Source organism: Pseudomonas sp. NPDC087804 (assembly GCF_044742965.1).
GTDB classification, from domain to species: domain Bacteria; phylum Pseudomonadota; class Gammaproteobacteria; order Pseudomonadales; family Pseudomonadaceae; genus Aquipseudomonas; species Aquipseudomonas rustica.
On sequence record NZ_JBIUVN010000004.1, the window covers coordinates 160,151 to 185,889 of the forward strand.

General features: G+C 59.0%; 21 protein-coding genes. 10 read left to right on the top strand and 11 right to left on the bottom strand.

Annotated features, from left to right (window positions below; all coding sequences use genetic code 11):
• Positions 1-9: 9 nt before the first annotated feature.
• Positions 10-948 (bottom strand): DMT family transporter, encoded by a 939-nt coding sequence (locus ACIOMO_RS10650; RefSeq protein ID WP_401240486.1) that lies wholly within the window; start codon positions 946-948, stop codon positions 10-12.
• Between the two features lie 90 nt (positions 949-1,038).
• Between ACIOMO_RS10650 and ACIOMO_RS10655 the strand changes: the two genes are divergently transcribed.
• Complete coding sequence (locus tag ACIOMO_RS10655) at positions 1,039-2,454, top strand: PLP-dependent aminotransferase family protein (protein ID WP_401240489.1); 1,416 nt, start codon at positions 1,039-1,041, stop codon at positions 2,452-2,454.
• A 94-nt stretch (positions 2,455-2,548) separates the two neighbouring features.
• Here the strand turns inward: ACIOMO_RS10655 and ACIOMO_RS10660 are convergent, their stop codons facing one another.
• Entirely contained in the window at positions 2,549-3,367 is an 819-nt protein-coding gene (locus ACIOMO_RS10660) for a pyruvate, water dikinase regulatory protein (RefSeq protein WP_053118702.1), read from the bottom strand.
• A 332-nt stretch (positions 3,368-3,699) separates the two neighbouring features.
• Between ACIOMO_RS10660 and ppsA the strand changes: the two genes are divergently transcribed.
• The 8 genes from ppsA to ACIOMO_RS10700 all read left to right on the top strand — a co-directional run bounded on the left by ppsA (position 3,700) and on the right by ACIOMO_RS10700 (position 11,948).
• Positions 3,700-6,075, top strand: coding sequence for a phosphoenolpyruvate synthase (ppsA, locus tag ACIOMO_RS10665; RefSeq protein ID WP_401240491.1), 2,376 nt, complete (start codon positions 3,700-3,702; stop codon positions 6,073-6,075).
• A 186-nt stretch (positions 6,076-6,261) separates the two neighbouring features.
• Positions 6,262-7,251, top strand: coding sequence for an alpha/beta fold hydrolase (locus tag ACIOMO_RS10670; protein ID WP_401240494.1), 990 nt, complete (start codon positions 6,262-6,264; stop codon positions 7,249-7,251).
• A gap of 226 nt (positions 7,252-7,477) precedes the next feature.
• On the top strand, positions 7,478-7,969 hold the full coding sequence (gene rraA, locus ACIOMO_RS10675) for a ribonuclease E activity regulator RraA (protein WP_282353114.1): 492 nt from the start codon (positions 7,478-7,480) through the stop codon (positions 7,967-7,969).
• A gap of 21 nt (positions 7,970-7,990) precedes the next feature.
• Positions 7,991-8,986, top strand: a complete 996-nt coding sequence (locus tag ACIOMO_RS10680; RefSeq protein WP_401240497.1) for a zinc transporter ZntB — start codon at positions 7,991-7,993, stop codon at positions 8,984-8,986.
• A gap of 63 nt (positions 8,987-9,049) precedes the next feature.
• Positions 9,050-9,298 carry a hypothetical protein gene (locus ACIOMO_RS10685; RefSeq protein WP_053118712.1) on the top strand — a complete coding sequence of 83 codons (249 nt, stop codon included), beginning with the start codon at positions 9,050-9,052 and terminating at the stop codon, positions 9,296-9,298.
• A gap of 2 nt (positions 9,299-9,300) precedes the next feature.
• Positions 9,301-10,125: a mechanosensitive ion channel family protein gene (locus ACIOMO_RS10690; protein ID WP_007916401.1), complete on the top strand. Its 825-nt coding sequence runs from the start codon at positions 9,301-9,303 to the stop codon at positions 10,123-10,125.
• Between the two features lie 90 nt (positions 10,126-10,215).
• Complete coding sequence (gene sigX, locus ACIOMO_RS10695) at positions 10,216-10,806, top strand: RNA polymerase sigma factor SigX (RefSeq protein WP_053118714.1); 591 nt, start codon at positions 10,216-10,218, stop codon at positions 10,804-10,806.
• 107 nt (positions 10,807-10,913) lie between these two features.
• Positions 10,914-11,948, top strand: coding sequence for an OmpA family protein (locus ACIOMO_RS10700; protein WP_053118716.1), 1,035 nt, complete (start codon positions 10,914-10,916; stop codon positions 11,946-11,948).
• A 96-nt stretch (positions 11,949-12,044) separates the two neighbouring features.
• Here ACIOMO_RS10700 and cobA read toward each other — a convergent pair whose 3' ends face one another.
• The 8 genes from cobA to ACIOMO_RS10740 all read right to left on the bottom strand — a co-directional run bounded on the left by cobA (position 12,045) and on the right by ACIOMO_RS10740 (position 23,719).
• Positions 12,045-12,812, bottom strand: a complete 768-nt coding sequence (gene cobA, locus ACIOMO_RS10705; RefSeq protein WP_401240501.1) for a uroporphyrinogen-III C-methyltransferase — start codon at positions 12,810-12,812, stop codon at positions 12,045-12,047.
• A 14-nt stretch (positions 12,813-12,826) separates the two neighbouring features.
• Positions 12,827-15,541 (bottom strand): molybdopterin-dependent oxidoreductase, encoded by a 2,715-nt coding sequence (locus ACIOMO_RS10710; RefSeq protein ID WP_401240503.1) that lies wholly within the window; start codon positions 15,539-15,541, stop codon positions 12,827-12,829.
• Positions 15,541-15,858, bottom strand: a complete 318-nt coding sequence (gene nirD, locus ACIOMO_RS10715) for a nitrite reductase small subunit NirD (RefSeq protein WP_401240506.1) — start codon at positions 15,856-15,858, stop codon at positions 15,541-15,543. Before nirD ends, ACIOMO_RS10710 begins: the two co-directional genes overlap by 1 nt.
• The gene (gene nirB, locus ACIOMO_RS10720) at positions 15,855-18,308 is read right to left on the bottom strand and encodes a nitrite reductase large subunit NirB (RefSeq protein ID WP_401240508.1); all 2,454 of its coding nucleotides are present in this window, start codon (positions 18,306-18,308) and stop codon (positions 15,855-15,857) included. The genes nirD and nirB overlap by 4 nt, the downstream gene beginning before the upstream one ends.
• 413 nt (positions 18,309-18,721) lie before the next feature.
• On the bottom strand, positions 18,722-20,392 hold the full coding sequence (locus ACIOMO_RS10725) for a protein kinase (protein ID WP_401240511.1): 1,671 nt from the start codon (positions 20,390-20,392) through the stop codon (positions 18,722-18,724).
• 7 nt (positions 20,393-20,399) lie between these two features.
• The gene (locus ACIOMO_RS10730) at positions 20,400-21,611 is read right to left on the bottom strand and encodes a NarK/NasA family nitrate transporter (RefSeq protein ID WP_053118728.1); all 1,212 of its coding nucleotides are present in this window, start codon (positions 21,609-21,611) and stop codon (positions 20,400-20,402) included.
• A 306-nt stretch (positions 21,612-21,917) separates the two neighbouring features.
• Positions 21,918-22,493, bottom strand: a complete 576-nt coding sequence (locus tag ACIOMO_RS10735; protein WP_007916390.1) for an ANTAR domain-containing response regulator — start codon at positions 22,491-22,493, stop codon at positions 21,918-21,920.
• Between the two features lie 14 nt (positions 22,494-22,507).
• On the bottom strand, positions 22,508-23,719 hold the full coding sequence (locus ACIOMO_RS10740) for a CmpA/NrtA family ABC transporter substrate-binding protein (protein WP_401240515.1): 1,212 nt from the start codon (positions 23,717-23,719) through the stop codon (positions 22,508-22,510).
• Between the two features lie 222 nt (positions 23,720-23,941).
• On the opposite strand from ACIOMO_RS10740, the gene ACIOMO_RS10745 reads away from it, so the two are divergent.
• Positions 23,942-24,964: a quinone-dependent dihydroorotate dehydrogenase gene (locus ACIOMO_RS10745; RefSeq protein WP_212550392.1), complete on the top strand. Its 1,023-nt coding sequence runs from the start codon at positions 23,942-23,944 to the stop codon at positions 24,962-24,964.
• Between the two features lie 265 nt (positions 24,965-25,229).
• On the opposite strand, the gene rmf is transcribed toward ACIOMO_RS10745, so the two are convergent.
• The gene (gene rmf, locus ACIOMO_RS10750; protein WP_003223300.1) at positions 25,230-25,445 is read right to left on the bottom strand and encodes a ribosome modulation factor; all 216 of its coding nucleotides are present in this window, start codon (positions 25,443-25,445) and stop codon (positions 25,230-25,232) included.
• Between the last annotated feature and the right edge of the window lie 294 nt (positions 25,446-25,739).

Consider the following 25,739-nt stretch of genomic DNA (forward strand, 5'->3'; position numbering starts at 1 on the left):
CGGCAGCTCCTACACGGACGATTTTCGCCATTTTTCGATGGGCAATTTGGTGATGGCAAAACCGCTCAACAAAATCGTCGAATAGATCATCAGCTCCCGGGACAGGGTTTGCCCCTCGTACCAGGCGCCGATGATCACGGCGAACACTGGGAAAATGATAAACACGAACGACAGGATGATCGGGCTCAGGCGTTTCAGCAGCAGAAAATAAACGATAAACCCGCCCACCGAGGCCACCAGCCCGAGGTAGAACAGCGCGCCCCATGAGCGTGCCGTGATGTTCTCGAACACCGGTGTTTCGACGCTCAATCCGACAATAAATAACATCGCCCCGGCAATGCCGATCGGCAGCGTGTTGTAGGTGATCACGCTGATCGCGCTGCCGTGTTTTTTCGTCACCACGTAGCACAGTGCATGCATCACGGCGGCGCAGAGAATCGCCAGCACTCCCAGCCATTCGGCCTGATCCAGATGCAGACCTTGGCTGCGAATAATCATGAACAGACTGCCAAAACCGATGGCAATGCCGAGCATCTGCGACGGGTAGATTTTCTCGCGCAGAAACAGCGCGGAAAACAGCAGGATAAATACCGGCATGCAGCTGAACAGCAACGCTGTCAGGCCCGACGAGACATGCATTTCGCCGTAGTTGAGCAGGTAGTAGGGCAGGCTGAAATACGACAGCGTGACGAACACAAAAAACCAGCGGCTCTGCCGAGGGAACAGCAGCGGTTCGCTACGCAACAACGCAAAGCTCAAAAACAGTGGAAATGCGATGAGAAAGCGCAGCCCGGCAGCGGTCAGTGGCGGCACACTTTCTACAGCAATCTTGATCCCCAGCCACGTCGTGCCCCAACTCAGGCAGACAATCAGAAACAACGTGCTGGTGATCAATCCGGCAAGCCAGGGTTTGCTGATGCTTATCGGTGTGCTGACGGCGGTCGACATGCGGTGTGCTCCGAGCGGCGGAATTGACCTGGTCACAGAAAAGGTCTATCCCTGATTGAACCTGTTTTCAGCACGCTATTCGGGGCGCGAATGACTGTCAAAGTAAGTATTGCCATGGTGTCAATCCTCCGTGATGGCCTCACTCACGGGGTTGGCGTGAAGTACCAGCGCCTCGCCGATGCAGTGGAAAAAGCTATCGCTGAAGGCGTGATCGACGCTGGCTGCAAATTACCGCCGCACCGATTGTTGGCTGATAGCCTCGGCGTCACCATCGGTACGATCAGCCGCGCCTACGGTGAGCTGGAGCGTGTGGGATTGGTCGTCGCCCGTGTAGGCGATGGCACTTACGTGCGTCAGAGAGGGATGGAGCGGCCGCAGGACAAAGGCTTTCGCAATGTCAGCGATGAGCCGCCCGCCTGTTTCGACATGAGCCGCAATCAGCCGATTCCGGGGCAGGAAGCGGCGTTTATGAGTCAGAGCCTTCAAGCGTTAGCGAATGATCCGCGAGTGCTGCAGCAATTGACCGGGTACACCGCTGAAGCAGGAATGGCGCGGCATCGACAGGCGGGAGCGGTGTGGTTGCAGCACGACGCGTTTGTGCCGCACGCCGATCAGGTGTTGTGCGTCAACGGCGGCCAGCACGGTTTGTTGTGTGCGTTGATGGGTTTGCTCAAGGCCGGCGACACGGTGGTGACCGAGCATTTGTCCTACCCCGGATTGCTCAGTGTCGCTCGCCAGCTCGGGATAAAGCTGATCGGCGCGGCGATGGATGACGAAGGGCTTTTACCGTCAGCGCTGGAGGAAATCTGCCGTCAGCATCGCGTTTCGGCGCTGTATTGCACGCCGACCATCCAGAATCCTACGGCGGCGGTGATGTCCGTCCCACGGCGCGAGGCGATTGCCGAGGTCTGCCGTCAGCACAATCTGCTGATCCTCGAAGACGAAGCCCACGCCGTGCTGGATCGTCAGCGGCCTTTACCGCTGAGTTATTTTGCGCCGGAGCGTTCGGTGTTGATCGGCAGTTTGAGCAAGGCTGTTTCGGCGGGATTGCGCGTGGGTTATCTGCATGCGCCGCAAGCGTTGATCGGCCGTTTGAGTTCAGCCATTCGCGGTACATGCTGGATGGCCAATCCGCTGGCGATGGAGGTGGCGAGTCTGTGGATCGAAAACGGCTTGGCCGAGCGCTTGCTGGATGAGCAGATTGACGAGATTGGCCGGCGTAAGGCGTTGGTGGTCGGGGCGCTGGAGGGCTTGAATTACAAGACGCACAGCCACAGTCCGCATTTTTGGGTCGAGGTGCCGGAAGGCTGGCGGGCGTCGCAGATTGCGGCGGAGTTGAAGGAGAATAATTATCTGGTGGCGACCGCAGAGGCGTTTGCGGTCGGGCATGCGGCGGTGCCGCAGTGTATTCGGGTGAGTGTGTGTAATTCGGTGGGGGATGATCGGTTGTTGCTCAGTGGGTTTGAGGCTCTTGCCCAATCTCTCACACAATACATCCCACTGTAGGAGCTGCCGCAGGCTGCGATCTTTTGACGTTGATGTTTAAAAACAAGATCAAAAGATCGCAGCCTGCGGCAGCTCCTACAGGTGACGTGTGGGGTTACTTGAAGCGTCGTTCGACGCCTTTCTCCACCAGAATCTTCGCCGAAATCTCTTCCACCGAAAAATGCGTCGAATTGATGTGCGGAATGTTTTCGCGGCGGAACAGATTCTCCACTTCGCGCACTTCAAATTCGCACTGCGCATAACTCGAATAGCGGCTGTTGGGCTTGCGCTCGTTGCGGATCGCGGTGAGGCGATCCGGGTCGATGGTCAGGCCAAACAGCTTGTGCTGGTGCGCACGCAGGGCGGCGGGCAGGGTCAGGCGCTCCATGTCGTCTTCGGTCAGCGGGTAATTGGCCGCGCGGATGCCGAACTGCATGGCCATGTACAGACACGTCGGTGTCTTACCGCAGCGCGACACGCCCACTAGTATCAGGTCGGCTTTGTCGTAATAGTGCGTGCGCGCACCGTCATCGTTGTCGAGGGCGAAGTTCACCGCCTCGATACGCTCCATGTAATTGGAGTTGTGGCCAATCGAATGCGACTTACCGACGGTGTAGGAAGAATGCTCGGTCAGTTCCTGCTCAAGCGGGGCGAGGAAGGTCGAGAAAATATCGATCATGAAACCATTGGACGTCGCGAGAATCTCACGAATGTCCTGATTGACGATGGTGTCAAAGATGATCGGGCGAAAGCCGTCGGTGTCAGCGGCTTTGTTGATTTGTTGTACCATGGCCCGCGCTTTTTCAACGCTGTCGATGTACGGTCGCGTGAATTTGCTGAAGGTAATGTTTTCGAACTGCGCCAGAAGGCTTTGACCCAGGGTTTCGGCGGTAATGCCGGTGCCATCGGAGATAAAGAAAGCAGATCGTTTCATTTGCACCTTGGGCCTTAAGTGAGTGTCCTGTGTTGCATAGGAATGCCGATGTGGCGGCGCCTGTTGTCGCCATACTACGTTGCCGCTCCTCGCCATAGCCAGCTATGACTTGTCGCGGCGCCTTGTCTGGCAACAACAGTCACTCGCCACATCGGCATGCCTATGCAACACAGGACACTTATGAGCATTCTTGGATATGATAGGCGCGATTTGTTGGCCGCCAGTGGCCAGCATTCTCACTTATTTTCCAGGTCCAGGCCATACAACCGGCCAACGCTCCCCCGAGCAGCCGGTTTCTGAGCTTTTCCAACACAGTTAGTGGAGAGATCACCTTGGTAGAGTACGTAGTTTCCATAGAAAAGCTCGGCAAACACGATGTTGAGCATGTGGGGGGCAAGAACGCATCCCTGGGCGAGATGATCAGTAACCTGGCAGGCGCCGGTGTTTCGGTCCCCGGCGGCTTCGCCACGACGGCTCAGGCCTATCGTGATTTCCTCGAACTGAGCGGCCTCAACGACCAGATCCACGCGGCCCTCGACGCGCTCGACGTCGACGACGTCAACGCCCTGGCCAAAACCGGCGCACAGATCCGTCAATGGATCATGGAAGCCGAATTCCCTGAAAAACTGAATGCCGAAATCCGCACCGCGTTCGCCGCGCTGTCGGCCGGCAACCCTGATGTGGCCGTGGCCGTGCGTTCTTCCGCCACCGCCGAAGACTTGCCGGACGCTTCGTTCGCCGGTCAGCAGGAAACCTTCCTGAACATCCGTGGTGTGGAAAACGTTATCCGCGCCGCCAAAGAGGTGTTCGCGTCGCTGTTCAACGACCGTGCGATTTCCTACCGCGTGCACCAGGGCTTCGACCACAAACTGGTCGCCCTGTCGGCTGGCGTGCAGCGCATGGTGCGTTCGGAAACCGGTACTGCCGGCGTGATGTTCACCCTCGACACCGAATCCGGTTTCCGTGACATCGTGTTCATCACCGGCGCCTACGGCCTGGGCGAAACCGTCGTACAAGGCGCGGTGAACCCGGACGAATTCTACGTACACAAGGGCACGCTGGAGGCCGGTCGTCCGGCGATCCTGCGCCGCAACCTGGGCAGCAAAGCGATCAAGATGATCTACGGCGACGAGGCCAAGGCCGGTCGTTCGGTCAAGACCATCGACGTCGACAAGGCTGATCGCGCGCGTTTCTGCCTGTCCGACGCTGAAGTCAGCGAACTGGCCAAGCAAGCGATGATCATCGAAAAGCACTACCAGTGCCCGATGGACATCGAATGGGCCAAGGACGGTGACGACGGCAAGCTGTACATCGTGCAGGCCCGTCCGGAAACCGTGAAGAGCCGCACCCAGGCCAACGTCATGGAACGTTACCTGTTGAAAGAAACCGGCACCGTGCTGGTGGAAGGTCGTGCGATTGGCCAGCGCATCGGCGCCGGTAAAGTGCGCATCATCAAAGACGTTTCCGAAATGGACAAAGTCCAGCCGGGTGACGTGCTGGTTTCCGACATGACCGACCCGGACTGGGAACCGGTAATGAAGCGCGCCAGCGCCATCGTCACCAACCGTGGCGGCCGTACTTGCCACGCGGCGATCATCGCCCGTGAACTGGGCATTCCGGCAGTGGTTGGTTGCGGCAACGCCACCCAACTGCTGAAGGATGGCCAGGGCGTGACCGTTTCGTGCGCCGAAGGCGACACCGGTTACATCTTCGAAGGCGAACTGGGCTTCGACATCAAGAAGAACTCCGTGGATGCCATGCCGGAGCTGCCGTTCAAAATCATGATGAACGTCGGCAACCCGGATCGCGCCTTCGACTTCGCGCAACTGCCGAACGCCGGTGTGGGCCTGGCCCGTCTGGAGTTCATCATCAACCGCATGATCGGTGTGCACCCGAAAGCGCTGTTGAACTACGACGGTCTGCCGCAGGAAATCAAAGACAGCGTCGACAAGCGCATAGCCGGTTACGACGATCCGGTTGGCTTCTACGTCGACAAACTGGTCGAAGGCATCAGCACCCTCGCTGCAGCGTTCACGCCGAAAAAAGTCATCGTGCGCCTGTCGGACTTCAAGTCCAACGAATACGCCAACCTGATCGGCGGCAAGCTCTACGAGCCGGAAGAAGAAAACCCGATGCTGGGCTTCCGTGGCGCGTCGCGTTACATCAGCGAATCGTTCCGCGATTGTTTCGAACTCGAGTGCCGTGCGCTGAAACGTGTGCGCAACGAGATGGGCCTGACCAACGTCGAAATCATGGTGCCGTTCGTCCGTACCCTCGGTGAAGCAAGCCAGGTCGTCGATCTGCTGGCTGAAAACGGCTTGAAGCGCGGTGAAAACGGTCTGCGCATCATCATGATGTGTGAACTGCCATCCAACGCGATCCTCGCTGAAGAATTCCTCGAATTCTTCGACGGCTTCTCGATCGGCTCCAACGACCTCACTCAGCTGACGCTGGGTCTGGATCGCGACTCGGGCATCATCGCGCACCTGTTCGACGAGCGTAATCCGGCGGTGAAGAAGCTTCTGGCGAACGCGATTGCTGCGTGCAACAAGGCCGGCAAGTACATCGGTATCTGCGGTCAGGGCCCGTCCGACCACCCGGATCTGGCCAAATGGCTGATGGAGCAGGGCATCGAAAGCGTGTCGCTGAACCCGGACTCCGTGCTGGAAACCTGGTTCTTCCTGGCCGAAGGTCAAGCGCAGGCTTAATGAGAATGTAAGCGGCCCGCTCCCCTTGTAGGAGCCGAGCTTGCTCGCGAAGACGGACTGACATTCAACAACGATGTCGACGGATACACCGCTTTCGCGAGCAGGCTCACTCCTACAATGGCAGGGCTTTGAGATTGAAGTAGGGCGGGCTCCTGTAGATGCCGCCCTTTTTTGTGCAAGAGCATTATGCAAAGCAGCAGCAACCTATTTCCTGTCGCCCTGATCAGCGCCGAGCGGCGCGGCGATCTGAGCGAAGACGTTTATCGTTTAAAACCCGGCAACAGCCCGGACTGGTCCGTGGAGATCGCCGTTACCCGTTTGGGCATGGCCGACGACACGGCGCCCCGTGGTGTGCCGGTGATTCTGTTGCACGGCAGCTTTTCCAATCGGCGCTTCTGGTTTTCGCCAAAAGGCCTCGGGCTTGGCGCGTATCTGACGCGGCTGGGTTTCGATGTGTGGATTCCGGAGATGCGCGGCCACGGCCTGTCGCAGCGCAATGAGGAATACCGACGCAATCGCGTTTCCGACTATGCCAAATACGATCTGCCGGCGATTGCCGCGTTCGTGCGTGAGCAGAGCGGTCAGGTTCCGCACTGGATCGGTCATTCGCTGGGTGGCATCACCTTGGCCGCTGCGCTCGGGGGTGAATACCTTGGCGAGCCAGCAGTTGCTTCGGCGGCGTTTTTCGGTACGCAGGTCAGTCGCACGTATTGGCCGCTGAAAATTCCGCCGGTGGAATGGAGCGGGCGCTTTATTCTCAAGCGTTTCGCGCAGTTGTCCGGCTCACGCCTCAAGCGCGGCCCGGAAGACGAGCCGATCGGTCTGGCCATCGAGAGCATGCGCTGGTACGGCTTGTTCGGCCGCTTTGGCGACAAGGACAAGGATTGGTGGGCAGGATTGGCCGAGGTTCAGGTGCCGGTGCTCGCGGTGACAGCCGCTGGTGACCATCAGGATCCGGCGTGGGCGTGTCGCAAGCTGTTCGAGCAGCTCGGCTCCGAGCACAAACAATTCATCAATCTCGGGCGCGAGCAGGGTTTCAACGACAATTTCGGCCATGTCGAAATGTTGGTGAGCAAAGCCGCGCAAGCTGAAATGTGGCCGCTGGTGGCGCGTTGGTTGAAGGATCAACAGACGCCGTTGCTCGGCGAGAAGGCGGATCTGGCCGCTGCAGTCTGAATCAGAGGCTCTGAAAAGGGCATTTCGTTCAGGTCGGCTTGCGGCTAAGATATGACGCATTGTGCGGTTCTGGTCATTTTTAGCGGCTGTTTAGCTATTACGTTTCAGCGTATGTTCAGGTTCAGTCAGCGACCATGGCATGGGCTAAGGTAAACAACGGCCGCCGGAACTCGTCTCTATAGCGTGCGTCATCCTTGATCGTCTTCCTTTTTACAGGAGTTTTTCGATGAACCATTACCTTACGCCTGACCTGTGTGACGCCTATCCGGAGCTGGTGCAGGTGCTGGAACCGATGTTCAGCAATTTCGGTGGCCGTGATTCGTTCGGCGGCGAAATTGTGACCATCAAATGTTTCGAAGACAACTCGCTGGTCAAGGAACAAGCCGAACTCAAGGGCAACGGTAAAGTATTGGTCGTGGATGGCGGCGGTTCGCTACGCCGTGCGCTGCTGGGCGACATGATCGCCGAGAAAGCCGCGAAGAACGGTTGGGAAGGGCTGGTGATCTACGGTTGCATCCGTGACGTCGACGTCATTGCGCAGACCGATCTGGGCGTGCAGGCGCTGGCCAGCCACCCGATGAAAACCGAAAAACGTGGCCTCGGCGACCTCAACGTCCCGGTGACTTTCGCCGGTGTGACGTTCCACCCGGGCCACTACATTTATGCGGACAACAACGGCGTGATCATCTCGCCGAGCCCGCTGAAAATGCCTGAATAAGGCTTCGACAAAGGGATGCGGATGTTCGAGGAAGAAAACGCGCAATGGGGGCTGGTGCATGCCCTCGTGCTGGACGGTAAAGGCGGCGCGCGTTCGATAGCCCGGACTGAGCTCGACGATTTGCAGCTGCAGGCGCATGAAAGTCTGTGGCTGCATTGGGATCGCAGCCATCCGCAAACCCAGACCTGGTTGCGCAAATCCAGCGGTCTCAACGAATTCACCTGCGACCTGCTGCTGGAAGAAAACACCCGGCCGCGTTTGTTGCCACTGCCGGATTCCGAGCTGTTGTTGTTCTTGCGCGGGGTCAACCTCAATCCGGGCGCCGAGCCGGAAGACATGGTTTCGGTGCGGATTTTCGCCTCAGCTCAGCGCGTCATTTCTCTGCGTTTGCGTCCACTGCGCGCCACGGATGAGTTGCTGGCGCAATTAGCCGACGGCAAAGGCCCGAAAACCGCTTCTGAACTCATCCTTTATCTGGCGCAATTCCTCACCAGCAAGGTGCAGGATCTGGTCACTTGCCTCTCGGAAATCGCCGATGAGGAAGAAGAAAAGATGGATGCCGACGAACGGTATACCCCCGAGCACGGAGCGATTTTGCACATCCGGCGCAGGGCTGCCGGACTGAAGCGTTTTCTTGCACCGCAGCGGGATATTTTCGGACAGCTCACGCGGATAAAACTGCCGTGGTTTGTCGAAGATGATGCCGACTACTGGAACGAATTGAACAACAGCCTGACGCGATATCTCGAAGAGCTCGAATTGACCCGGGAGCGCGTGGGGCTGGTGCTGGAGGCTGAAGACCGGCGTTTGAGCGAGCGCATGAATCGCACGATGTACCGCTTCGGCATCATCACCTGCATCTTTTTGCCGATGAGTTTTATCACCGGTCTGCTGGGTATCAATGTCGGCGGAATTCCGTTCTCCAGCAGCCCTTATGGCTTCCTGATTGCCTGTTTGACGGTGCTCGCCCTGGCCTTCGGTCAGTGGTGGTTGTTCCGCCGATTGCGCTGGGTGTGACCATGCAACATGTGACCCGACCAAATCTGCCCGCGTCTTTCACAGACATCACGAGAGGTGCGTATGCACGATCCGTTTGAACAGTCTTTGCGCGACATGCTCAACGCCTCACCGTCCGGTCGTGACGACGATGCGTGCTTGGGCCGCGTACTCAAAACCGCCAACCGCCAGGTCGGTGCCGGTGATCTTTTCAGCCTGCTGGGCCGCTGGCTGCCCGCGCTGATGATCGCCCTGAATAATGGATCGGCGCATGTCTCGCCGGTTTCCCGTCTTCGTAAACCTACCGCTCGCACTGCTGATAAGGCTGATTGAATATGGAACTTGATCTCTGGACTCAGAGCCTCGTCACTGCAATGACTGCGTTGTGGACCAAAGTCGCTAACTTCATTCCGAACCTGTTCGGCGCACTGGTGGTGCTGCTGTTGGGTTTCGTCGTGGCCAAACTGCTCGACACCTTGTTGTCCAAACTGCTGGCCAAACTCGGCCTCGATCGCCTGATGGGCGGCACCGGTCTGACCAAGTTGATGTCGCGTGCCGGCCTGCAAGTGCCGATCTCGACCCTGATCGGAAAAATCGTTTACTGGTTCGTTCTGCTGATATTTTTGGTTTCTGCAGCAGAATCCCTTGGACTTGAGCGAGTTTCAGCTACGCTGGACATGCTGGCGCTGTATTTGCCAAAGGTCTTCGGTGCCGCGCTGGTGTTGCTGGTCGGTGTTTTGCTCGCACAATTGGCCAATGGCCTGGTGCGCGGGGCGGCAGAAGGCGTAGGCCTCGACTACGCTTCGGGGCTGGGGCGGATTGCGCAGGGGCTGGTGATCATTATCAGCATCTCGGTGGCGATCAGTCAGCTTGAGGTCAAGACCGACCTGCTGAACCATGTGATTGTCATTGTGTTGATTACCGTTGGTCTGGCGGTTGCGCTGGCCATGGGTTTGGGAAGCCGGGAAATTGCCGGTCAGATTCTTGCGGGAATCTATGTGCGTGAGTTGTATCAGGTTGGGCAACAAGTGCGTGTTGGCGAGGTCGAAGGGCAGATCGAAGAGATCGGCACGGTTAAAACCACATTGCTGACCGATGAGGGTGAGCTAGTCTCTCTTTCCAATCGGATCCTGCTGGAACAGCATGTGAGTAGCCGCTAATCCGGCAAACCCTGCTAATGTATGCCGCCGCTAAATGCCAGCTGATGCTGGCTGCGGCGGACATTGACCTGACTGTCGGCACGACTTGTTTTGAATAAAGCCCAAACGCTATCCACGCGCTACGACCCCCGCGAGCTCTCTGATGAGGAGTTGGTCGCGCGCTCGCACACCGAGCTTTTTCACGTGACGCGCGCTTATGAAGAACTGATGCGGCGTTACCAGCGAACATTATTTAACGTCTGTGCGAGATATCTTGGGAACGATCGCGACGCAGACGATGTCTGTCAGGAAGTGATGCTGAAGGTGCTGTATGGCCTGAAGAACTTCGAGGGGAAATCGAAGTTCAAGACATGGCTATATAGCATCACTTACAACGAATGCATCACGCAGTATCGGAAGGAACGGCGAAAGCGTCGCTTGATGGATGCTTTGAGTCTTGACCCCCTGGAAGAAGCGTCTGAAGAAAAGATGCCAAAACCCGAGGAGAAGGGCGGACTCGATCGCTGGCTGGTGTATGTGAACCCGATTGACCGTGAAATTCTGGTGCTACGATTTGTCGCAGAACTGGAATTTCAGGAGATCGCAGACATAATGCACATGGGTTTGAGTGCGACAAAAATGCGTTACAAACGTGCTCTAGATAAATTGCGTGAGAAATTTGCAGGCATTGCTGAAACTTAGTTCAGCGCAAATATCTCTTACGTGTAGGCAAGTTCATAAAGACTTACCTCACAGTAGTCACCAGGTTTCAGAGACTGCTACACAAACACCAGATGGGGATTTAACGGATGAAACTGAAAAACACCTTGGGCTTGGCCATTGGTTCTCTTATTGCTGCCACTTCGTTCGGCGCTCTGGCACAAGGCCAAGGCGCAGTTGAAATCGAAGGCTTCGCTAAGAAAGAACAATTCGACAGCGCTCGTAACTTCAAGAACAACGGCAACCTGTTCGGCGGTTCGATCGGTTACTTCCTGACCGACGACGTTGAACTGCGTCTGGGCTACGACGAAGTGCACAACGTGCGTTCCGACGACGGCAAGAACGTTAAAGGCGCTAACACCGCTCTGGACGCTCTGTACCACTTCAACAACCCAGGCGACATGCTGCGTCCATACGTCTCGGCCGGTTTCTCCGACCAGAGCATCGACCAGAACGGTTCGAACAGCCGTGACCGTTCGACCTTCGCTAACGTTGGTGGCGGCGCCAAGCTGTACTTCACTGACAACTTCTACGCCCGTGCTGGCGTTGAAGCTCAGTACAACATCGACAAAGGCGACACCGAGTGGGCTCCAAGCGTCGGTATCGGTGTGAACTTCGGTGGCGGCTCCAAGCCTGCTGCTGCTCCAGTTCCAGCACCAGCTGAAGTTTGCTCCGACAGCGACAACGATGGCGTTTGCGACAACGTTGACAAGTGCCCGGACACCCCAGCCAACGTAACTGTTGACGCTGACGGCTGCCCAGCAGTTGCTGAAGTTGTTCGTGTTGAGCTGGACGTTAAGTTCGATTTCGACAAATCTGTTGTTAAAACCAACAGCTACGGCGACATCAAGAACCTGGCTGACTTCATGAAGCAGTACCCATCCACCACCACTACTGTTGAAGGTCACACTGACTCCGTCGGTCCTGACGCTTACAACCAGAAACTGTCCGAGCGTCGTGCAAACGCCGTTAAGCAAGTTCTGACCAACCAGTACGGTGTTGAATCGTCCCGCGTTCAGTCTGTTGGCTACGGCGAATCCCGCCCAGTTGCTGACAACAAAACTGACGCTGGCCGCGCTGTAAACCGTCGCGTAGAAGCGCAGGTTGAAGCTCAAGCTAAGTAATTAGCTGCCGCTCTGAGGAAAGCCCGGCTTAGGCCGGGCTTTTCTTTGTCTGCGATTTGAGTTTCAGGTTTTAAAGATCGCAGCCTTCGGCAGCTCCTACAGGGCGCATGCAGGCTCAATGTAGGAGCTGCCGCAGGCTGCGATCTTTTGATCCTCCGCGTACCCAGCTACTGCGCCGATGACCAGTATCGCAGGGCTCTTCAATTGAAATCTGTAGGCCGCTTCGCTCATTGCCGTCAGAACACTCCGGCATTCACGTTGATGAGGCAGAGAGGCGTTTTCGATCATCGCCACCGGCGTATCCGCTGCCATTCCTCCGGCCAATAGCTGATCACGAATCTCGTCGAGCTTGGCCACGCCCATGTACACCACCAGCGTCGTGCCGCCCTGCGCCAGCGCCTGCCAGTTCAACTCGCTGTCATCTTGCGTGTGCGCCGTCACCAGCGTTACCCCACGCGCGACACCGCGCAGGGTCAGCGGGATGTCGCACTGAGTCGCACCGGCCAGCCCGGCGGTGATGCCGTTAACCAATTCCACCTCAACACCACGCTCACGCAGCCACTGCGCTTCTTCGCCGCCACGGCCGAAAATGCACGGATCACCACCCTTAAGCCGCACCACGCATTTGCCGTGACGGGCATACCGCAGCATCAAGCGATGGATAAAGGCCTGCGGCGTCGAACGGCAGCCGCCGCGTTTCCCCACGGCGATAATCCGCGCGTCCGGGCAGTGTTCCAGCACCGCGTCATTGACCAGATCATCGATCAGCACCACATCGGCTTCGCGTAACGCGCGCACGGCTTTGAGGGTCAGCAATTCGGGATCGCCGGGGCCAGCGCCCACCAACCAGACTTTTGCATTCATGGAATCTTTCCTCATCAGATGAGCGCGACCGGCTGCACATTGGCAGCCAGCAGACGTTTTATTTCCGGGACGCAGGAACCGCATTGCGTGCCGCACCCCAGTTGATTTTTCAAACTTTGCAGATCGAGACCTTGGCGAATGCCGGTGCACACTGCGTCGAGGCTGACGTTTTTGCAGTTACACACCGTTTTCGCCGTCATCATTGGTGCTCCGGCATTACCCGGTGGCGCACTCATCGGCGCCAGCAGCCAGCGACGCAGTTGCTCGTCGGCGCGGCCCTCCAGCCACAGGCCTTGCAACCAATGCTGGGCGAGGGTTTCGCCGGCCAGACGAATTGCGGTGATCCGGCCGTTCTCGATACGCACGCGTTTGCCGATCGCGCGGCGTGGGTCGTCATAGGCGAGCACCGGGCCATCGATCAGCGACAGGCAGCGGTCGATTTCACCCAGCAACTGTGGATCCGGTGCCTCGCTGCTGGCAGCGCGTATCAGCAACGCCGATCGTTCACGTCCGACAAGGCTGAGACTCACGTAGGAAAACGCCTCACAGAGTGGTCGTAGCGTCTCGAAATGCTGTTGAACATTGCCTTCGATGAGTGCGAACAGTTGCCACGGCAGATTCACCGCTTCCAGGCGCACGCCGCTGTGTTTCAGTTCCGGTTGTTTCGACAAAGGATCGAACGCCGGCAAGGTCAGGCTGTTGACGCCGCCCTTGAGAAAGCGATCGCCCCAGTGCATCGGTAGAAAGGCCTGGCCCGGACGCACACTGTCATCGCTACCGACCGCGACGATCAACGCGCCACGCCGACTTTTCAGATTGACCAGATCACCCGGCTGCAAGCGATGCCGACGCAATTCGTCGGGGTGCAAACTCAACACCGCTTCGCTGACATGACCGAACAACTGCGCTGCCGTGCCGGTACGGCTCATGCCGTGCCACTGATCGCGCAGGCGTCCAGTGATCAGCGTCAAGGGGAAGCGTGCATCACGTTGTTCCTTGGCGGCGCGATACGGGTCGGCGATGAACTGCGCTCGACCATTTGCCGTAGGAAAAATACCGTCGACGTACAGCCGCGCCGTGCCTTGCTGCGCGCCGACGGGGAAGGGCCATTGTTGCGGGCCGATCTGGTCGATCAAGGCATGGCTGATTCCGGATAAATCCAGATCACGACCACGGGTCAGCCCTTTGAACTCATCGAACAACTGCGCAGGCTGTGTGAAGGCAAACAGGCTCGATGCTTGTGGGCGCAGACGTTTCTCCAGACGCTGTGCGAAATCCACCGTAATCGCCCAGTCCGGTCGTGCTTCACCGGGTGGGAGAATGGCTTTGCGTACGTGGGAAATGCGCCGTTCGGAGTTGGTGACCGAACCTTCCTTCTCGCCCCAACTGGCGGCCGGCAACAGCAGGTCGGCGAAAGCCGCCGTCTCGGTGGTGCGAAAAGCTTCTTGCAACACCACAAATGGGCATGCCTCAAGCGCTGCACGCACCGAGCTTTGATCGGGCATGGATTGCGCAGGGTTGGTGCAGGCAATCCACAACGCTTTGATCTTGCCGTTGCCTACCTGCTCGAACAGTTCGATGGCGCTGAGGCCGGCGCTTTCCGGCAACTGCTCCACGCCCCAGTAAGCCGCCACTTCGGCGCGGTGCTCAGGGTTAGCGGCATCACGATGGCCCGGCAACAGATTGGACAGGCTGCCGGTTTCCCGTCCTCCCATGGCATTCGGCTGACCGGTCAGAGAGAAAGGTCCTGCACCGGGACGGCCGATTTGTCCGGTGGCCAGGTGCAGATTGATCAGTGCGCTGTTCTTCGCGCTGCCGGCGGTGGACTGGTTCAAACCCATGCACCATAACGACAGAAAACTTGGCGACGTGCCGACCCATTCCGCGCATTGCTGCAATTGCTCGACACTGATTCCGCACAGTTGCGAAACCATTTGCGGGGTGTAATCGCGCACCAGATTTTTCAGTTCGGCCAGGCCATCGGTGTGTGCCTTGATGAAGTCGCGGTCGATCCAGTCTTCCCACAACAACAGGTGCAAAATCCCATGGAATAAAGCGACATCGGTGCCCGGCAGAATCGCCAGGTGCAGATCCGCGAGGTCGCAGGTGTCGGTGCGCCGTGGATCGATGACGATGACTTTCATCTGTGGACGCAGGGATTTCGCCTCTTCCAGACGACGGAAAAGTACCGGATGGGCGTAGGCCATGTTACTGCCGACGATCATCACGCAATCGCTGAGCTCCAGATCTTCATAGCTGCACGGCGGCGCATCGGCGCCGAGGCTGCGCTTGTAGCCGACCACTGCTGAAGACATGCACAGTCGCGAATTGCTGTCGATGTTGTTGGTGCCAACCAAGGCCCGTGCCAGTTTGTTGAAGGCGTAGTAATCCTCGGTGAGCAATTGCCCGGAGATGTAAAACGCGACACTGTCCGGGCCGTGTTCGGCGATGGTCTCGGCAAAGACATTGGCAGCGTGTTCCAGCGCCGTGTCCCAATCGGTGCGGCTGCGCGCCAGACTTTTGCCCAGGCGTAATTCCGGGTACAGCGCGCGTGCCGCGAGGTCGCCGGTGAGGTGCAGTGTCGAGCCTTTACTGCACAGTTTGCCGAAGTTGGCCGGATGCGCCGGATCGCCGCTGACGCCGAGGATGCGCTCGCCGTCATGCTCGATCAGCACGCCGCAGCCGACCCCGCAATAACAGCAGGTCGAGGCGGTCGTCTGGCGGCTCATCAGATGGCGTCCCGCAGAGCTAACTGCACGCGACCGTTTTCGACCCGCGCCGGGTGATGGTGCGCGCAGCCGATGTCCGGCGCCTGAGCTTCGCCGGATTCAAGGTCGATCTGCCAGTTGTGCAGCGGGCAGGCGACGCGTTTGCCGTAGATCAGGCCTTGCGAGAGTGGTCCGCCCTTGTGCGGGCAGCGGTCGTCGAGGGCGAAAACTTCGTTGTCGCTTGTGCGAAAAATCGCGATGTCACCTTTCGGCCCGGCAATGATCCGCGAACCGAGGGCGTTGATTTCTTCAAGGGCACAGATATCGAGCCAGTTCATGCTGGCACCTCCAGATTTTTCACCGGGATCACGTCGAATTCTTTCTTCAATTGCGGCTCGGCCAGACGTTCTTTCCACGGATCCTGTTCGAACGACAGGGAGAATTGCAGGCGCTCGTTCAGGGCTTTGCGGCGCTCCGGGTCTTCCAGCACGGCTTTTTTGATGTGCTCCATGCCGACCCGTTGCAGGTAGTGCACGGTGCGTTCGAGGTAGAAGGCTTCTTCGCGATACAGCTGCAGGAAGGCACCGTTGTATTCGCGGACTTCTTCGGCTGTTTTCAGCTTGACGAAGAATTCGGCGACCTCGGTTTTGATCCCGCCGTTGCCACCGATGTACATCTCCCAGCCGGAATCCACGCCGATAATTCCTACGTCCTTGATCCCCGCTTCCGAGCAGTTGCGTGGGCATCCGGAGACAGCCAGTTTCACTTTGTGCGGCGACCACATGTTGAACAGGTCGTGCTCAAGCTCGATGCCCAGTTGCGTCGAGTTTTGCGTGCCGAAGCGGCAAAACTCGCTGCCGACGCAGGTCTTCACCGTGCGAATGGATTTGCCGTAAGCGTGGCCGGACGGCATGTCGAGATCCTTCCAGACACCGGGCAAGTCCTGCTTTTTGATGCCGAGCAAATCGATGCGCTGCCCGCCGGTGACCTTGACCATCGGCACGTTGTATTTGTCGGCGACGTCGGCTATCCGCCGCAATTCCGAAGGATTGGTCACGCCGCCCCACATCCGTGGCACCACCGAATAGGTGCCGTCCTTCTGGATGTTGGCGTGCGCACGTTCGTTGATCAGGCGCGATTGTGGGTCGTCCTTGGCTTCGCCGGGCCAGGTGGAAATCAGGTAATAGTTGAGCGCCGGGCGGCAGGTCGCGCAGCCGTTCGGCGTGCGCCAGTTGAGGTAACTCATGGTGCCGGCGATGGTCAGCAGGTGTTGCTCGCGAATGGCCTGGCGGATCTGTCCGTGGTTGAGGTCGCTGCAACCGCAGATGGCTTTTTCGCTTTTCGGTTTGACGTCGGCCGCGCCGCCGACGGTGTTGATCAGGATCTGCTCGACCAGCCCGGCACAGGAGCCGCAGGAGCTGGCGGCTTTGGTGTGTTTCTTCACCTCATCGACGCTGAACAGGCCGTGTTCCTGAATCGCTTTGACGATGGTGCCTTTGCACACACCGTTGCAGCCGCAGACTTCGGCGGTGTCAGCCATGACCATGGCTTTGTCCTGGCCCTGATGTCCTACGTCGCCTAACGCATTTTCGCCAAACATCAGGTGATCGCGGATCTCGCCGATGGCGTGATTCTCACGAATCTGTCGGAAATACCAACCGCCATCTGCCGTATCGCCGTACAGACAGGCGCCGACCAGCACGTCATCCTTGATCACCAGTTTTTTGTACACCCCGCCGATCGGGTCGGATAGGGTGATGGTCTCGGTGCCTTCGCCGCCCATGAAATCGCCGGCGGAAAACAGGTCGATGCCGGTGACTTTCAATTTGGTCGAAGTCACCGAGCCCTGATAACGGGCGAACCCCAGTTGTGCGAGGTGGTTGGCGCAGACCTTGGCCTGTTCGAACAGCGGCGCAACCAGGCCATAAGCGATGCCGCGATGGCTGGCGCACTCGCCGATCGCATAGATGCGCGGGTCGTAGGTTTGCAGGGTGTCGTTGACCAGGATCCCGCGATTGCACGGGATGCCGGCCTTTTCCGCGAGTTCGGTGTTGGGACGAATGCCCGCAGCCATCACCACCAGATCGGCGGGGATGATGTCGCCGTTTTTGAATTGCACCGAGCCGACCCGACCGTTGCCGGCGTCGTCCAGGGCTTGGGTCTGTTCGCACAGACGAAAGTTCAGGCCACGGGATTCGAGGGCGCTTTGCAGCAACTGGCCACTGGTTTTGTCCAGTTGCCGTTCCAGCAGCCACTCACCGATGTGCACCACGGTGACGTGCATGCCGCGCAGCATCAGGCCGTTGGCGGCTTCGAGACCGAGTAAACCGCCACCGATGACGACCGCGTGCTTGTGGGTTTTTGCCGTGTTGATCATCGCCTGGGTATCGGCGATGTCGCGGTAACCGATCACGCCGTGCAGGGTGTTGCCCGGGATCGGCAAAATGAACGGCGTCGAACCGGTGGCGACCAGCAGGCGATCATATTCCGCTTCGGTGCCGTCGTCGGCGATCACTCGACGTTTGACTCGGTCGATCTCCACCACTTTGCGGTTGAGCAGCAACTTGATGTGGTTTTCCAGGTACCAGTCGAGGTCGTTGAGGACGATCTCTTCGAAGGTCTGCTCACCGGCCAGCACCGGCGAGAGGAGGATGCGGTTGTAGTTGGTGTGCGGTTCGGCGCCGAAGACAGTGATGTCGTACAGCTCGTTGCTCAATTTGAGCAGCTCTTCGAGGGTACGAACCCCGGCCATGCCATTGCCGATCATCACCAGTTTGAGTTTTTTCATCAGGTTCTCCGGGGAGCTGCGGCTGGCCTCTTGTGGGCAGTCAGGCCGTGCTCGAGAAATTTTGCGCAAACAAAAAAAGGCGTCCCGCTAGTTGCCTAGCGAGGACGCCTTTGTCCTGGTCCCGTTCTCTCGGGAAGCGCAGCCTTCGTCGTTGAAGGTTGGGCTTTATGTGTGTGTTGGGTGGGGTAATGCAGTGGTTGTGCCAAGTGGGGTGGGGGCGGGTTTATTGGGGGGGCGCGGGTTTTGAGGGTGATTTTCTGCACTGAATCGAGGCGGGTTGCTCGTTCGTGGGGCGCTCAGGCGGGTGGATTTTTGGTGATTGGGCTGACGTCATCGCGAGCAGGCTCACTCCTACAGGGGAACGCATTTCAAATTGTAGGAGTGAGCCTGCTCGCGATGGCCGCGACGCGGTGTCAGTGATGAAACAACAAAACCAGCAGCACCAGATTCCCGAGCAATGCCAGCAACGCTATCGTCCGCCACACCTTCAACGGCTCACGCTCCAGCAACGGCCGAGGCCGCACGCTCAAACTGCGTCGCTCGCCCTGTTCCAACACCAACAACCATTCTTCCGCTGTTTCAAAGCGTTGCTGCGGATCAGCCGCCACGCCGCGCTCCAGACTCTGCGCCAGCCATTCCGGCAGATCCGGTCGATAACGCCCGGCACTCACCGCCAGTCCAAAACGCGGCCGCTGAAACGCTTCTATCTCGCCGTAAGGAAAATGCCCCGTAAGCAGGAAATACAAGGTCACGCCCACCGCATACAAGTCCTGCTGCGCACTCGGCGGATCACCGCGAAAGCCTTCCGGGGCGATATAACTTGGTGTTCCCGGTAGCGTAGACGGTGCGTCTTCGGACAGTCCCGGGCAATACGCCAGGCCAAAATCCAGCAGCCGCAGTTCACCTTCATCCCCCCAATGCAGATTCTCCGGTTTGATGTCCCGATGCAGAATCTGCCGCCGATGCAGCAGCCCGACTGCACGCAGCAGGCGTTCGGCAATGTCTTGCCACTGCGCCAACGGTAACGCCCCGTTTTTTTGAAAAACCTGCGCCAGCGTCTTGCCGGAATATTCCCGCATTACGTAGTACAAATGCTGACGCTGATTGCACGCATGGACTTCAGGAAAATGCCGTCCGGCCACACGTTTCAGAAACCATTCCTCGGACAACAGCGCTTGTCCGGCACAGGAATCATCTGCGGAACGTGTGGGCAGGGTTTTCAACAGCCACGTTTGACCTTGGCTATCCAGCACGCGATACAGCAACGATTGCTGGCTCTGCGCGACGATGCCTTGCACCTGCCAGCCTTCAAACGACTGACCGGGTTTCAGCGGCGGCGGCAGTGGCCATTGCTGCAAATGCATCAGTGCATCGCCAAAACTCGCCTCGCCAACCGCATCGACCCGCACCAGCAAAGCGCTGGCGTTGTCCTGACTGCCGGCCAGATGCGCGGCGTTGACCAATGTTTGCGCCGCGCTGTGCAGATCCGGCTGATCACGCAGGATCGCCGCAATCGCGGTATCGCCCAGGGTTGACCAGACGCCATCACTGAGCAGTAAAAAGCTTTCGCCATCACGCAATTCACCGTCGAGAAAATCCAGCACCAAATGTTGATCCAGCCCGAGCGCACGCTTGAGCACATGCTGCATGCCCGGCTGCTCCCAGACGTGATCCTCGCTGATGCGCTGCAACGCGTCGGCGTGCCAGCGGTATACCCGGCAATCTCCTACATGGGCGAGGGTAAAGCGCCGACCGCGCATGACCAAAGCACTGACAGTGGTGAGTAACGGCTGCCCACCGCCATTGGCCTGCAACCAGCGATTTTGCGCGAGCAGCAGGCGATCCAGCGCCTGCGCCACGCTCCAGGTTTCCGGGGTGGCGTAATAGTCGAGCGCCAACGCCTGCAAGGTCGAACGCGCGGCGAGCCCGCCATCGGCGCATTGGCTGACGCCGTCGGCGATGGCGAACAGATAACCCTTGCTCGCCGCCAGCGCCGGGGCCGGCGTGACCAGGCGCACAGCGTCCTGATTCTCCGCGCGCGGCCCGGTGGCGCTGGCTTCGGCGAAACTCAGTTGCAGGGCCATCGACGCCTCAGACCCGAGCCGCCGTCACCGCTGCCGAACCCCATGTGGTCCTCCAGCGACGCTTGACGCCGTGCAGGCCAAACCACGCCAACACGCCAAGGCTGGCGAACAACCACAGCGCCAGTTGATAACTGCCGGTGCTCTGCTTGATCGCACCCATGCCCGCCGCCAAGGCGAAACCACCAATGCCGCCGGCCATGCCGATCAGCCCGGTCATCACGCCGATTTCCAGACGAAAACGCTGCGGCACCAGTTGGAAAACCGCACCGTTGCCTGCCCCCAAACCGAGCATGGTGCAGACGAAAAGGGCCAGCGCCGCGTAGGAACTTGGCAGGTTGAACCCGACGGCTGCGATGCAGATGGCGGCAACGGTGTACATCGCCAACAGAGTGCGGATGCCGCCGAAACGGTCAGCCAGTGCGCCACCCAATGGACGCATCAAACTGCCGCCGAACACGCAAGCGGCGGTGTAGTAACCGGCGGTCACCGGGCTCAAACCGTATTGATCGTTGAAATAGCCGGGCAGGGCGCTGGCCAAGCCGATAAAGCCGCCGAAGGTGACGCTGTAGAAGAACATGAACCACCAACTGTCGCGGTCGCCGAGGGCTTTGAAGTAGTCGGTCATGGCTTTGGCTTTTGGCCGTTCCGGCGCGTTTTTCGCCAGCCAGGCGAACAGCACCAGCGTCAGGATCAGCGGGATCAGGGCGAAGCCGAAAACATTGCTCCAGCCGTAAGCGGCGGCGAGCACCGGTGCGAGCAGCGCGGCGAACACGGTGCCGGAGTTGCCCGCGCCAGCAATGCCCATGGCTTTGCCCTGATGTTGCGGCGGGTACCATTGCGAGGCCAGCGGCAGGGCGACGGCAAACGAAGCGCCGGCCATGCCGAGGAACAGGCCGAGGATCAGCGCTTGTTCGTAACTGTGGATGCCGATTTTCCAAGCCCCGAACAGTGCGCAGATGACGATGACCTGGCCAATCAGCCCGGCGGTTTTCGGCGACAGTCGATCGGCGAGCATGCCCATGATGAAGCGCAGTACCGCACCGGCGAGGATTGGCGTGGCGACGACGAGGCCGCGTTGTTGTGTGGTCAGGTGCAGGTCGGCGGCGATCTGCACCGCCAAAGGCCCGAGTAGATACCAGACCATGAAACTCAGGTCGAAATAGAGGAAGGCCGCGAACAATGTCGGGGTGTGGCCGGATTTCCAGAAGCTTGAATTCATCGCGCACCTCAGCTGAAAAGAGTCTCGAAAGGAGTCATGCAACAGCAGGTGGGGCGCCGCACGGCCGCACCACCGGCCCCGGTCTGTGGGGCCAAAACGCAAAAACGCCGCTACCTGCTGCGCCGGGTGGGGCGAACGGGTGAGCGACGTCTTTGTCGTGGGTGGGGCAACCGCCGTTGGTTACCTTTGAGTTTTACATAGCGAGATTTGTGCCAAGGATCAAACGATCGCAGCCTTCGGCAGCTCCTACGGGGGAATGCAGTCTCCTGTAGGAGCTGCTGAAGGCTGCGATCCTTTGATCTTGATTCAGCCGAGCAACTCACTCATGGCTATGATTTGTTCGGCCACTTGAATCAGCTTCTGCTGCCGGCTCATCGCCTGGCGCCGCATCAGCGTGTACGCCTCTTCCTCATTGCAGTCCTTCATCTTCATCAACAAGCCCTTGGCCAGCTCGATACGCTTGCGCTCCGCCAGTTGCTGATCGCGCGCCTGCAACTGCGCACGCAACGCCTGATCACTCTCAAATCTTGCCATTGCCACATCGAGAATCGGCTGCAACCGCTGGGCGTGAATGCCTTCGACGATGTAGGCACTGACCCCGGATTTGATCGCCTGACGCATCACTCCCGGATCATGCTCGTCGGTAAACATCACGATCGGCCGTGGCTGGTCGCGGCTGACCAGCACCACTTGTTCCATGACATCGCGGCTCGGTGACTCGGTATCGATCAGGATCACGTCCGGGCGCACCGTTTCGACGCGCGCGGGCAGGTCGATGGTCAGGCCGGATTCGTCGATGACCTCAAAACCCGCTTCGGTCAGCGCCGCTTTCAGACGCCCGACTTTTTTCGCGGTGTCGTTGATCAGCAGAATGCGCAACATGTTCGCGTCTCCTGTCAGCGGCGGGCGAGAAGGGCTGAGTCGTCGCTCATGGCGTGCAGTTTGAAGCTGCGCGCATAAGCGGCCGGGTCGCTGCCGTCCCAGATTTTGCCGTCGAGCAACTGGCTGCTGCGCATGTCGGTGCCCCACGCGGCAACACCGACTGCGGTGGCAGCGTCGCGATACAGATCGAGCTGCTGAACCTGACGGGCGACGGCCAGGTAATCCGGATCCTCGCGCAGCAAACCCCAACGCCGGAACTGGGTCATGAACCACATACCGTCGGACAAGTACGGCAAATTCACCTCGCCATGGCCGTGGAAACGCAGCGCGTGCGGATCCTGCCAGCGGTTGCCGAGGCCATCGGCGTAATCACCGAGAAAACGCGGTTCGATGCACGCCACTGGCGCGTCGAGATATTCCGGCGCGCAGAGTAATTGCGCGGTGCTGCGGCGGTTTTCCGGGCTCTCTTCAATGAAACGGCTGGCTTCAAGGATTGCCATCACCAACGCGCGCGCGGTGTTCGGATACTGCTCGACGAATTCGCGGGTGCAGCCGAGGACTTTTTCCGGGTGATCGGGCCAGATGGTCTGGCTGGTGGCGAGGGTGAAGCCGAGATCCTGCTGTACCGCGCTGGCGGCCCACGGTTCGCCGACGCAAAAACCGTCGATGCGCCCGGCCTGCAAGTGCGCGACCATTTGCGGTGGCGGCACCACCACGCTGTCGACATCCTGCAGCGGATGAATGCCCTGACTCGCCAGCCAGTAATAAAGCCACATCGCGTGGGTGCCGGTGGGGAAGGTCTGGGCGAAGGTGAGTTTTGCGCGGCTTTGGTGCACGTGGCGATCCAGCGCGTCAGGACTGGTCACGCCGAGGTTCTGCAAGCCGTGTGAGAGGTTGAGGCTCTGGCCGTTTTGATTGAGGCCCATCAGCACGGCCATGTCGGTCGGCGCGACACCGCCGATGCCCAGGTGCACCGCGTAAATCAGCCCGTACAAACTGTGCGCGGCATCGAGTTCGCCGCTGACCAGTTTGTCGCGCAATCCTGCCCAGGAGGTCTGGCGCTTGAGGTTCAGGGTCAATCCGTAAGGCTGAGCAAAGCCTTGCGTGGCCGCGACCACCACCGAGGCGCAATCGCTCAGGGCCATGAAGCCGAGGTTGATTGCACTCTTTTCCGGGGCATCGCTGCCGTTGACCCAGGCCAGCGGCCCTACCGAAGGTTCATTCATCCAACGCTACCTCGAAAAAAAACGCCGCCGCGGACTTTGCGCAGGCAAAACCCGGGACGACGCCATTGTCCTTGCCCGCACGCCGCCATTGGCCTGCAAGCTGATAACGATGCCGGTGCAAGGCATATGCCACTCGCCGCGATTTGCGCGTGCGCCTCGCGCGGTGGGGCGATGCCCGGCTATAATCGCCGCCTCTTTTCGCCGCCCGAGTCAAAGCCGCCCATGTACACCCTGGCCCGTCAGATGTTGTTCAAACTTTCCCCGGAAACCTCCCACGATCTGTCGCTGGATCTGATCGGCGCGGGCGGACGTTTGGGCCTCAACGGCTTGCTGTGCAAGGCGCCGGCAAAAGTCCCGGTGACCGTCATGGGCCTGGAATTCCCCAACCCGGTGGGTTTGGCGGCCGGTCTGGACAAGAACGGCGCAGCCATCGATGGCTTCGCGCAACTGGGTTTCGGTTTTGTCGAAATCGGCACCGTGACCCCGCGTCCACAGCCGGGCAACCCGAAACCTCGGATTTTCCGTCTGCCGGAAGCCGAGGCGATCATCAATCGCATGGGGTTCAACAACCTCGGTGTCGATAACCTGCTGGCGCGCGTGGCGGCGGCGAAATACAAAGGCGTGCTGGGCATCAACATCGGCAAGAATTTCGACACGCCGGTTGAGCGTGCGGTCGACGACTACCTGATCTGCCTGGACAAGGTTTACGCCCACGCCAGCTACGTGACCGTCAACGTCAGCTCGCCGAACACCCCGGGCCTGCGCAGCTTGCAGTTCGGTGATTCGCTCAAGCAGTTGCTCGCCGATCTGGCCACGCGCCGTGCCGAACTGGCGTTGCGTCATGGCAAGCATGTGCCGCTGGCGATCAAGATCGCGCCGGACATGACCGACGAAGAAACCGCGCAGGTGGCGCAGGCGCTGATCGACACGGGGATGGATGCGGTGATCGCGACCAACACTACCCTGAGCCGTGTCGGCGTTGAAGGCATGGAACATGGCGACGAGGCGGGCGGTTTGTCTGGCGCTCCGGTGCGTGAGAAGAGCACCAATACGGTGAAAGTGCTGGCGGGCGAGTTGGCTGGGCGGTTGCCGATTATTGCTGCTGGCGGGATTACCGAAGGCAAGCATGCGGCGGAGAAGATTCTCGCGGGTGCGAGCCTGGTGCAGATTTACTCGGGCTTCATCTATAAGGGCCCGGCGCTGATCCGTGAATCCGTAGACGCAATCGCCGCCCTGCGCAAATAACCCGACCCGACCCGGTCAATGTAGGAGCTGCCGAAGGCTGCGATCTTTTGATCTTGATTCTAAAAACAAGATCAAAAGATCGCAGCCTTCGGCAGCTCCTACAGGGGTAGTTGCCCGCCAATCAAAAGGTGGGTGACAGTCGAGTTTTCGGGCATAAAAAAGGGCTCCTCGAAGGAGCCCCTGGGCCGTAGCCCGCCGTCCGGGAAGGACGTGCATGGTAAGTCGTTACAAATTCAGATTGTCGTGTCGGAGTAAGTGCCCTGTGTCAGCCGACGGCGTGAAGTTCGTTGAGTCTATGGATTCCCGCAGTGCCGGTCATACCGTCCCAGTTGTCGCCGCGTCCTTCTCGCCAGCCGTTAATCCAGGCTTGACGTACCGACGGTAGAGTAAATGGGCAAAGCTCACGGGATTTGCCACCAACGCCATATTGATATCCGCGCAAAAATGCTCTTTCCAACGGATCACGCTTAAGTCTTCTCATAGGGTGTTGCCCTCACTTGTTGACTGTTTGTGTCGCGTCGACCTCAATCGAGGTCTGGCAGAAAAAACTCTGCCGTGGTGCGGCTCGCTGCCGGCGTGGCGAGCCAAGGTGTTGACGCCGTTGCGACGTCAACCTGTGGTCAGTTCTAACCAATGAGTCACAGCGATGGAATGACCGTTTTGTCATAAGGACGTAACGAAAAGGGTGCTATAGCGATAAGTAACCGCGTATTTATTGAACGTTTATTGAGCAAACCCCGGTATGATCGGCCCCGCGCTGGATAATGGGCTTAAT

Coding starts and splice junctions, on each gene's coding strand:
- ACIOMO_RS10650 (WP_401240486.1), bottom strand. CDS start 948: ATGTCGACCGCCGTCAGCACACCGATAAGCATCAGCAAACCCTGGCTT.
- ACIOMO_RS10655 (WP_401240489.1), top strand. CDS start 1,039: ATGACTGTCAAAGTAAGTATTGCCATGGTGTCAATCCTCCGTGATGGC.
- ACIOMO_RS10660 (WP_053118702.1), bottom strand. CDS start 3,367: ATGAAACGATCTGCTTTCTTTATCTCCGATGGCACCGGCATTACCGCC.
- ACIOMO_RS10670 (WP_401240494.1), top strand. CDS start 6,262: ATGCAAAGCAGCAGCAACCTATTTCCTGTCGCCCTGATCAGCGCCGAG.
- rraA (WP_282353114.1), top strand. CDS start 7,478: ATGAACCATTACCTTACGCCTGACCTGTGTGACGCCTATCCGGAGCTG.
- ACIOMO_RS10680 (WP_401240497.1), top strand. CDS start 7,991: ATGTTCGAGGAAGAAAACGCGCAATGGGGGCTGGTGCATGCCCTCGTG.
- ACIOMO_RS10685 (WP_053118712.1), top strand. CDS start 9,050: ATGCACGATCCGTTTGAACAGTCTTTGCGCGACATGCTCAACGCCTCA.
- ACIOMO_RS10690 (WP_007916401.1), top strand. CDS start 9,301: ATGGAACTTGATCTCTGGACTCAGAGCCTCGTCACTGCAATGACTGCG.
- ACIOMO_RS10700 (WP_053118716.1), top strand. CDS start 10,914: ATGAAACTGAAAAACACCTTGGGCTTGGCCATTGGTTCTCTTATTGCT.
- cobA (WP_401240501.1), bottom strand. CDS start 12,812: ATGAATGCAAAAGTCTGGTTGGTGGGCGCTGGCCCCGGCGATCCCGAA.
- ACIOMO_RS10710 (WP_401240503.1), bottom strand. CDS start 15,541: ATGAGCCGCCAGACGACCGCCTCGACCTGCTGTTATTGCGGGGTCGGC.
- nirD (WP_401240506.1), bottom strand. CDS start 15,858: ATGAACTGGCTCGATATCTGTGCCCTTGAAGAAATCAACGCCCTCGGT.
- nirB (WP_401240508.1), bottom strand. CDS start 18,308: ATGAAAAAACTCAAACTGGTGATGATCGGCAATGGCATGGCCGGGGTT.
- ACIOMO_RS10725 (WP_401240511.1), bottom strand. CDS start 20,392: ATGGCCCTGCAACTGAGTTTCGCCGAAGCCAGCGCCACCGGGCCGCGC.
- ACIOMO_RS10730 (WP_053118728.1), bottom strand. CDS start 21,611: ATGAATTCAAGCTTCTGGAAATCCGGCCACACCCCGACATTGTTCGCG.
- ACIOMO_RS10735 (WP_007916390.1), bottom strand. CDS start 22,493: ATGTTGCGCATTCTGCTGATCAACGACACCGCGAAAAAAGTCGGGCGT.
- ACIOMO_RS10740 (WP_401240515.1), bottom strand. CDS start 23,719: ATGAATGAACCTTCGGTAGGGCCGCTGGCCTGGGTCAACGGCAGCGAT.
- ACIOMO_RS10745 (WP_212550392.1), top strand. CDS start 23,942: ATGTACACCCTGGCCCGTCAGATGTTGTTCAAACTTTCCCCGGAAACC.
- rmf (WP_003223300.1), bottom strand. CDS start 25,445: ATGAGAAGACTTAAGCGTGATCCGTTGGAAAGAGCATTTTTGCGCGGA.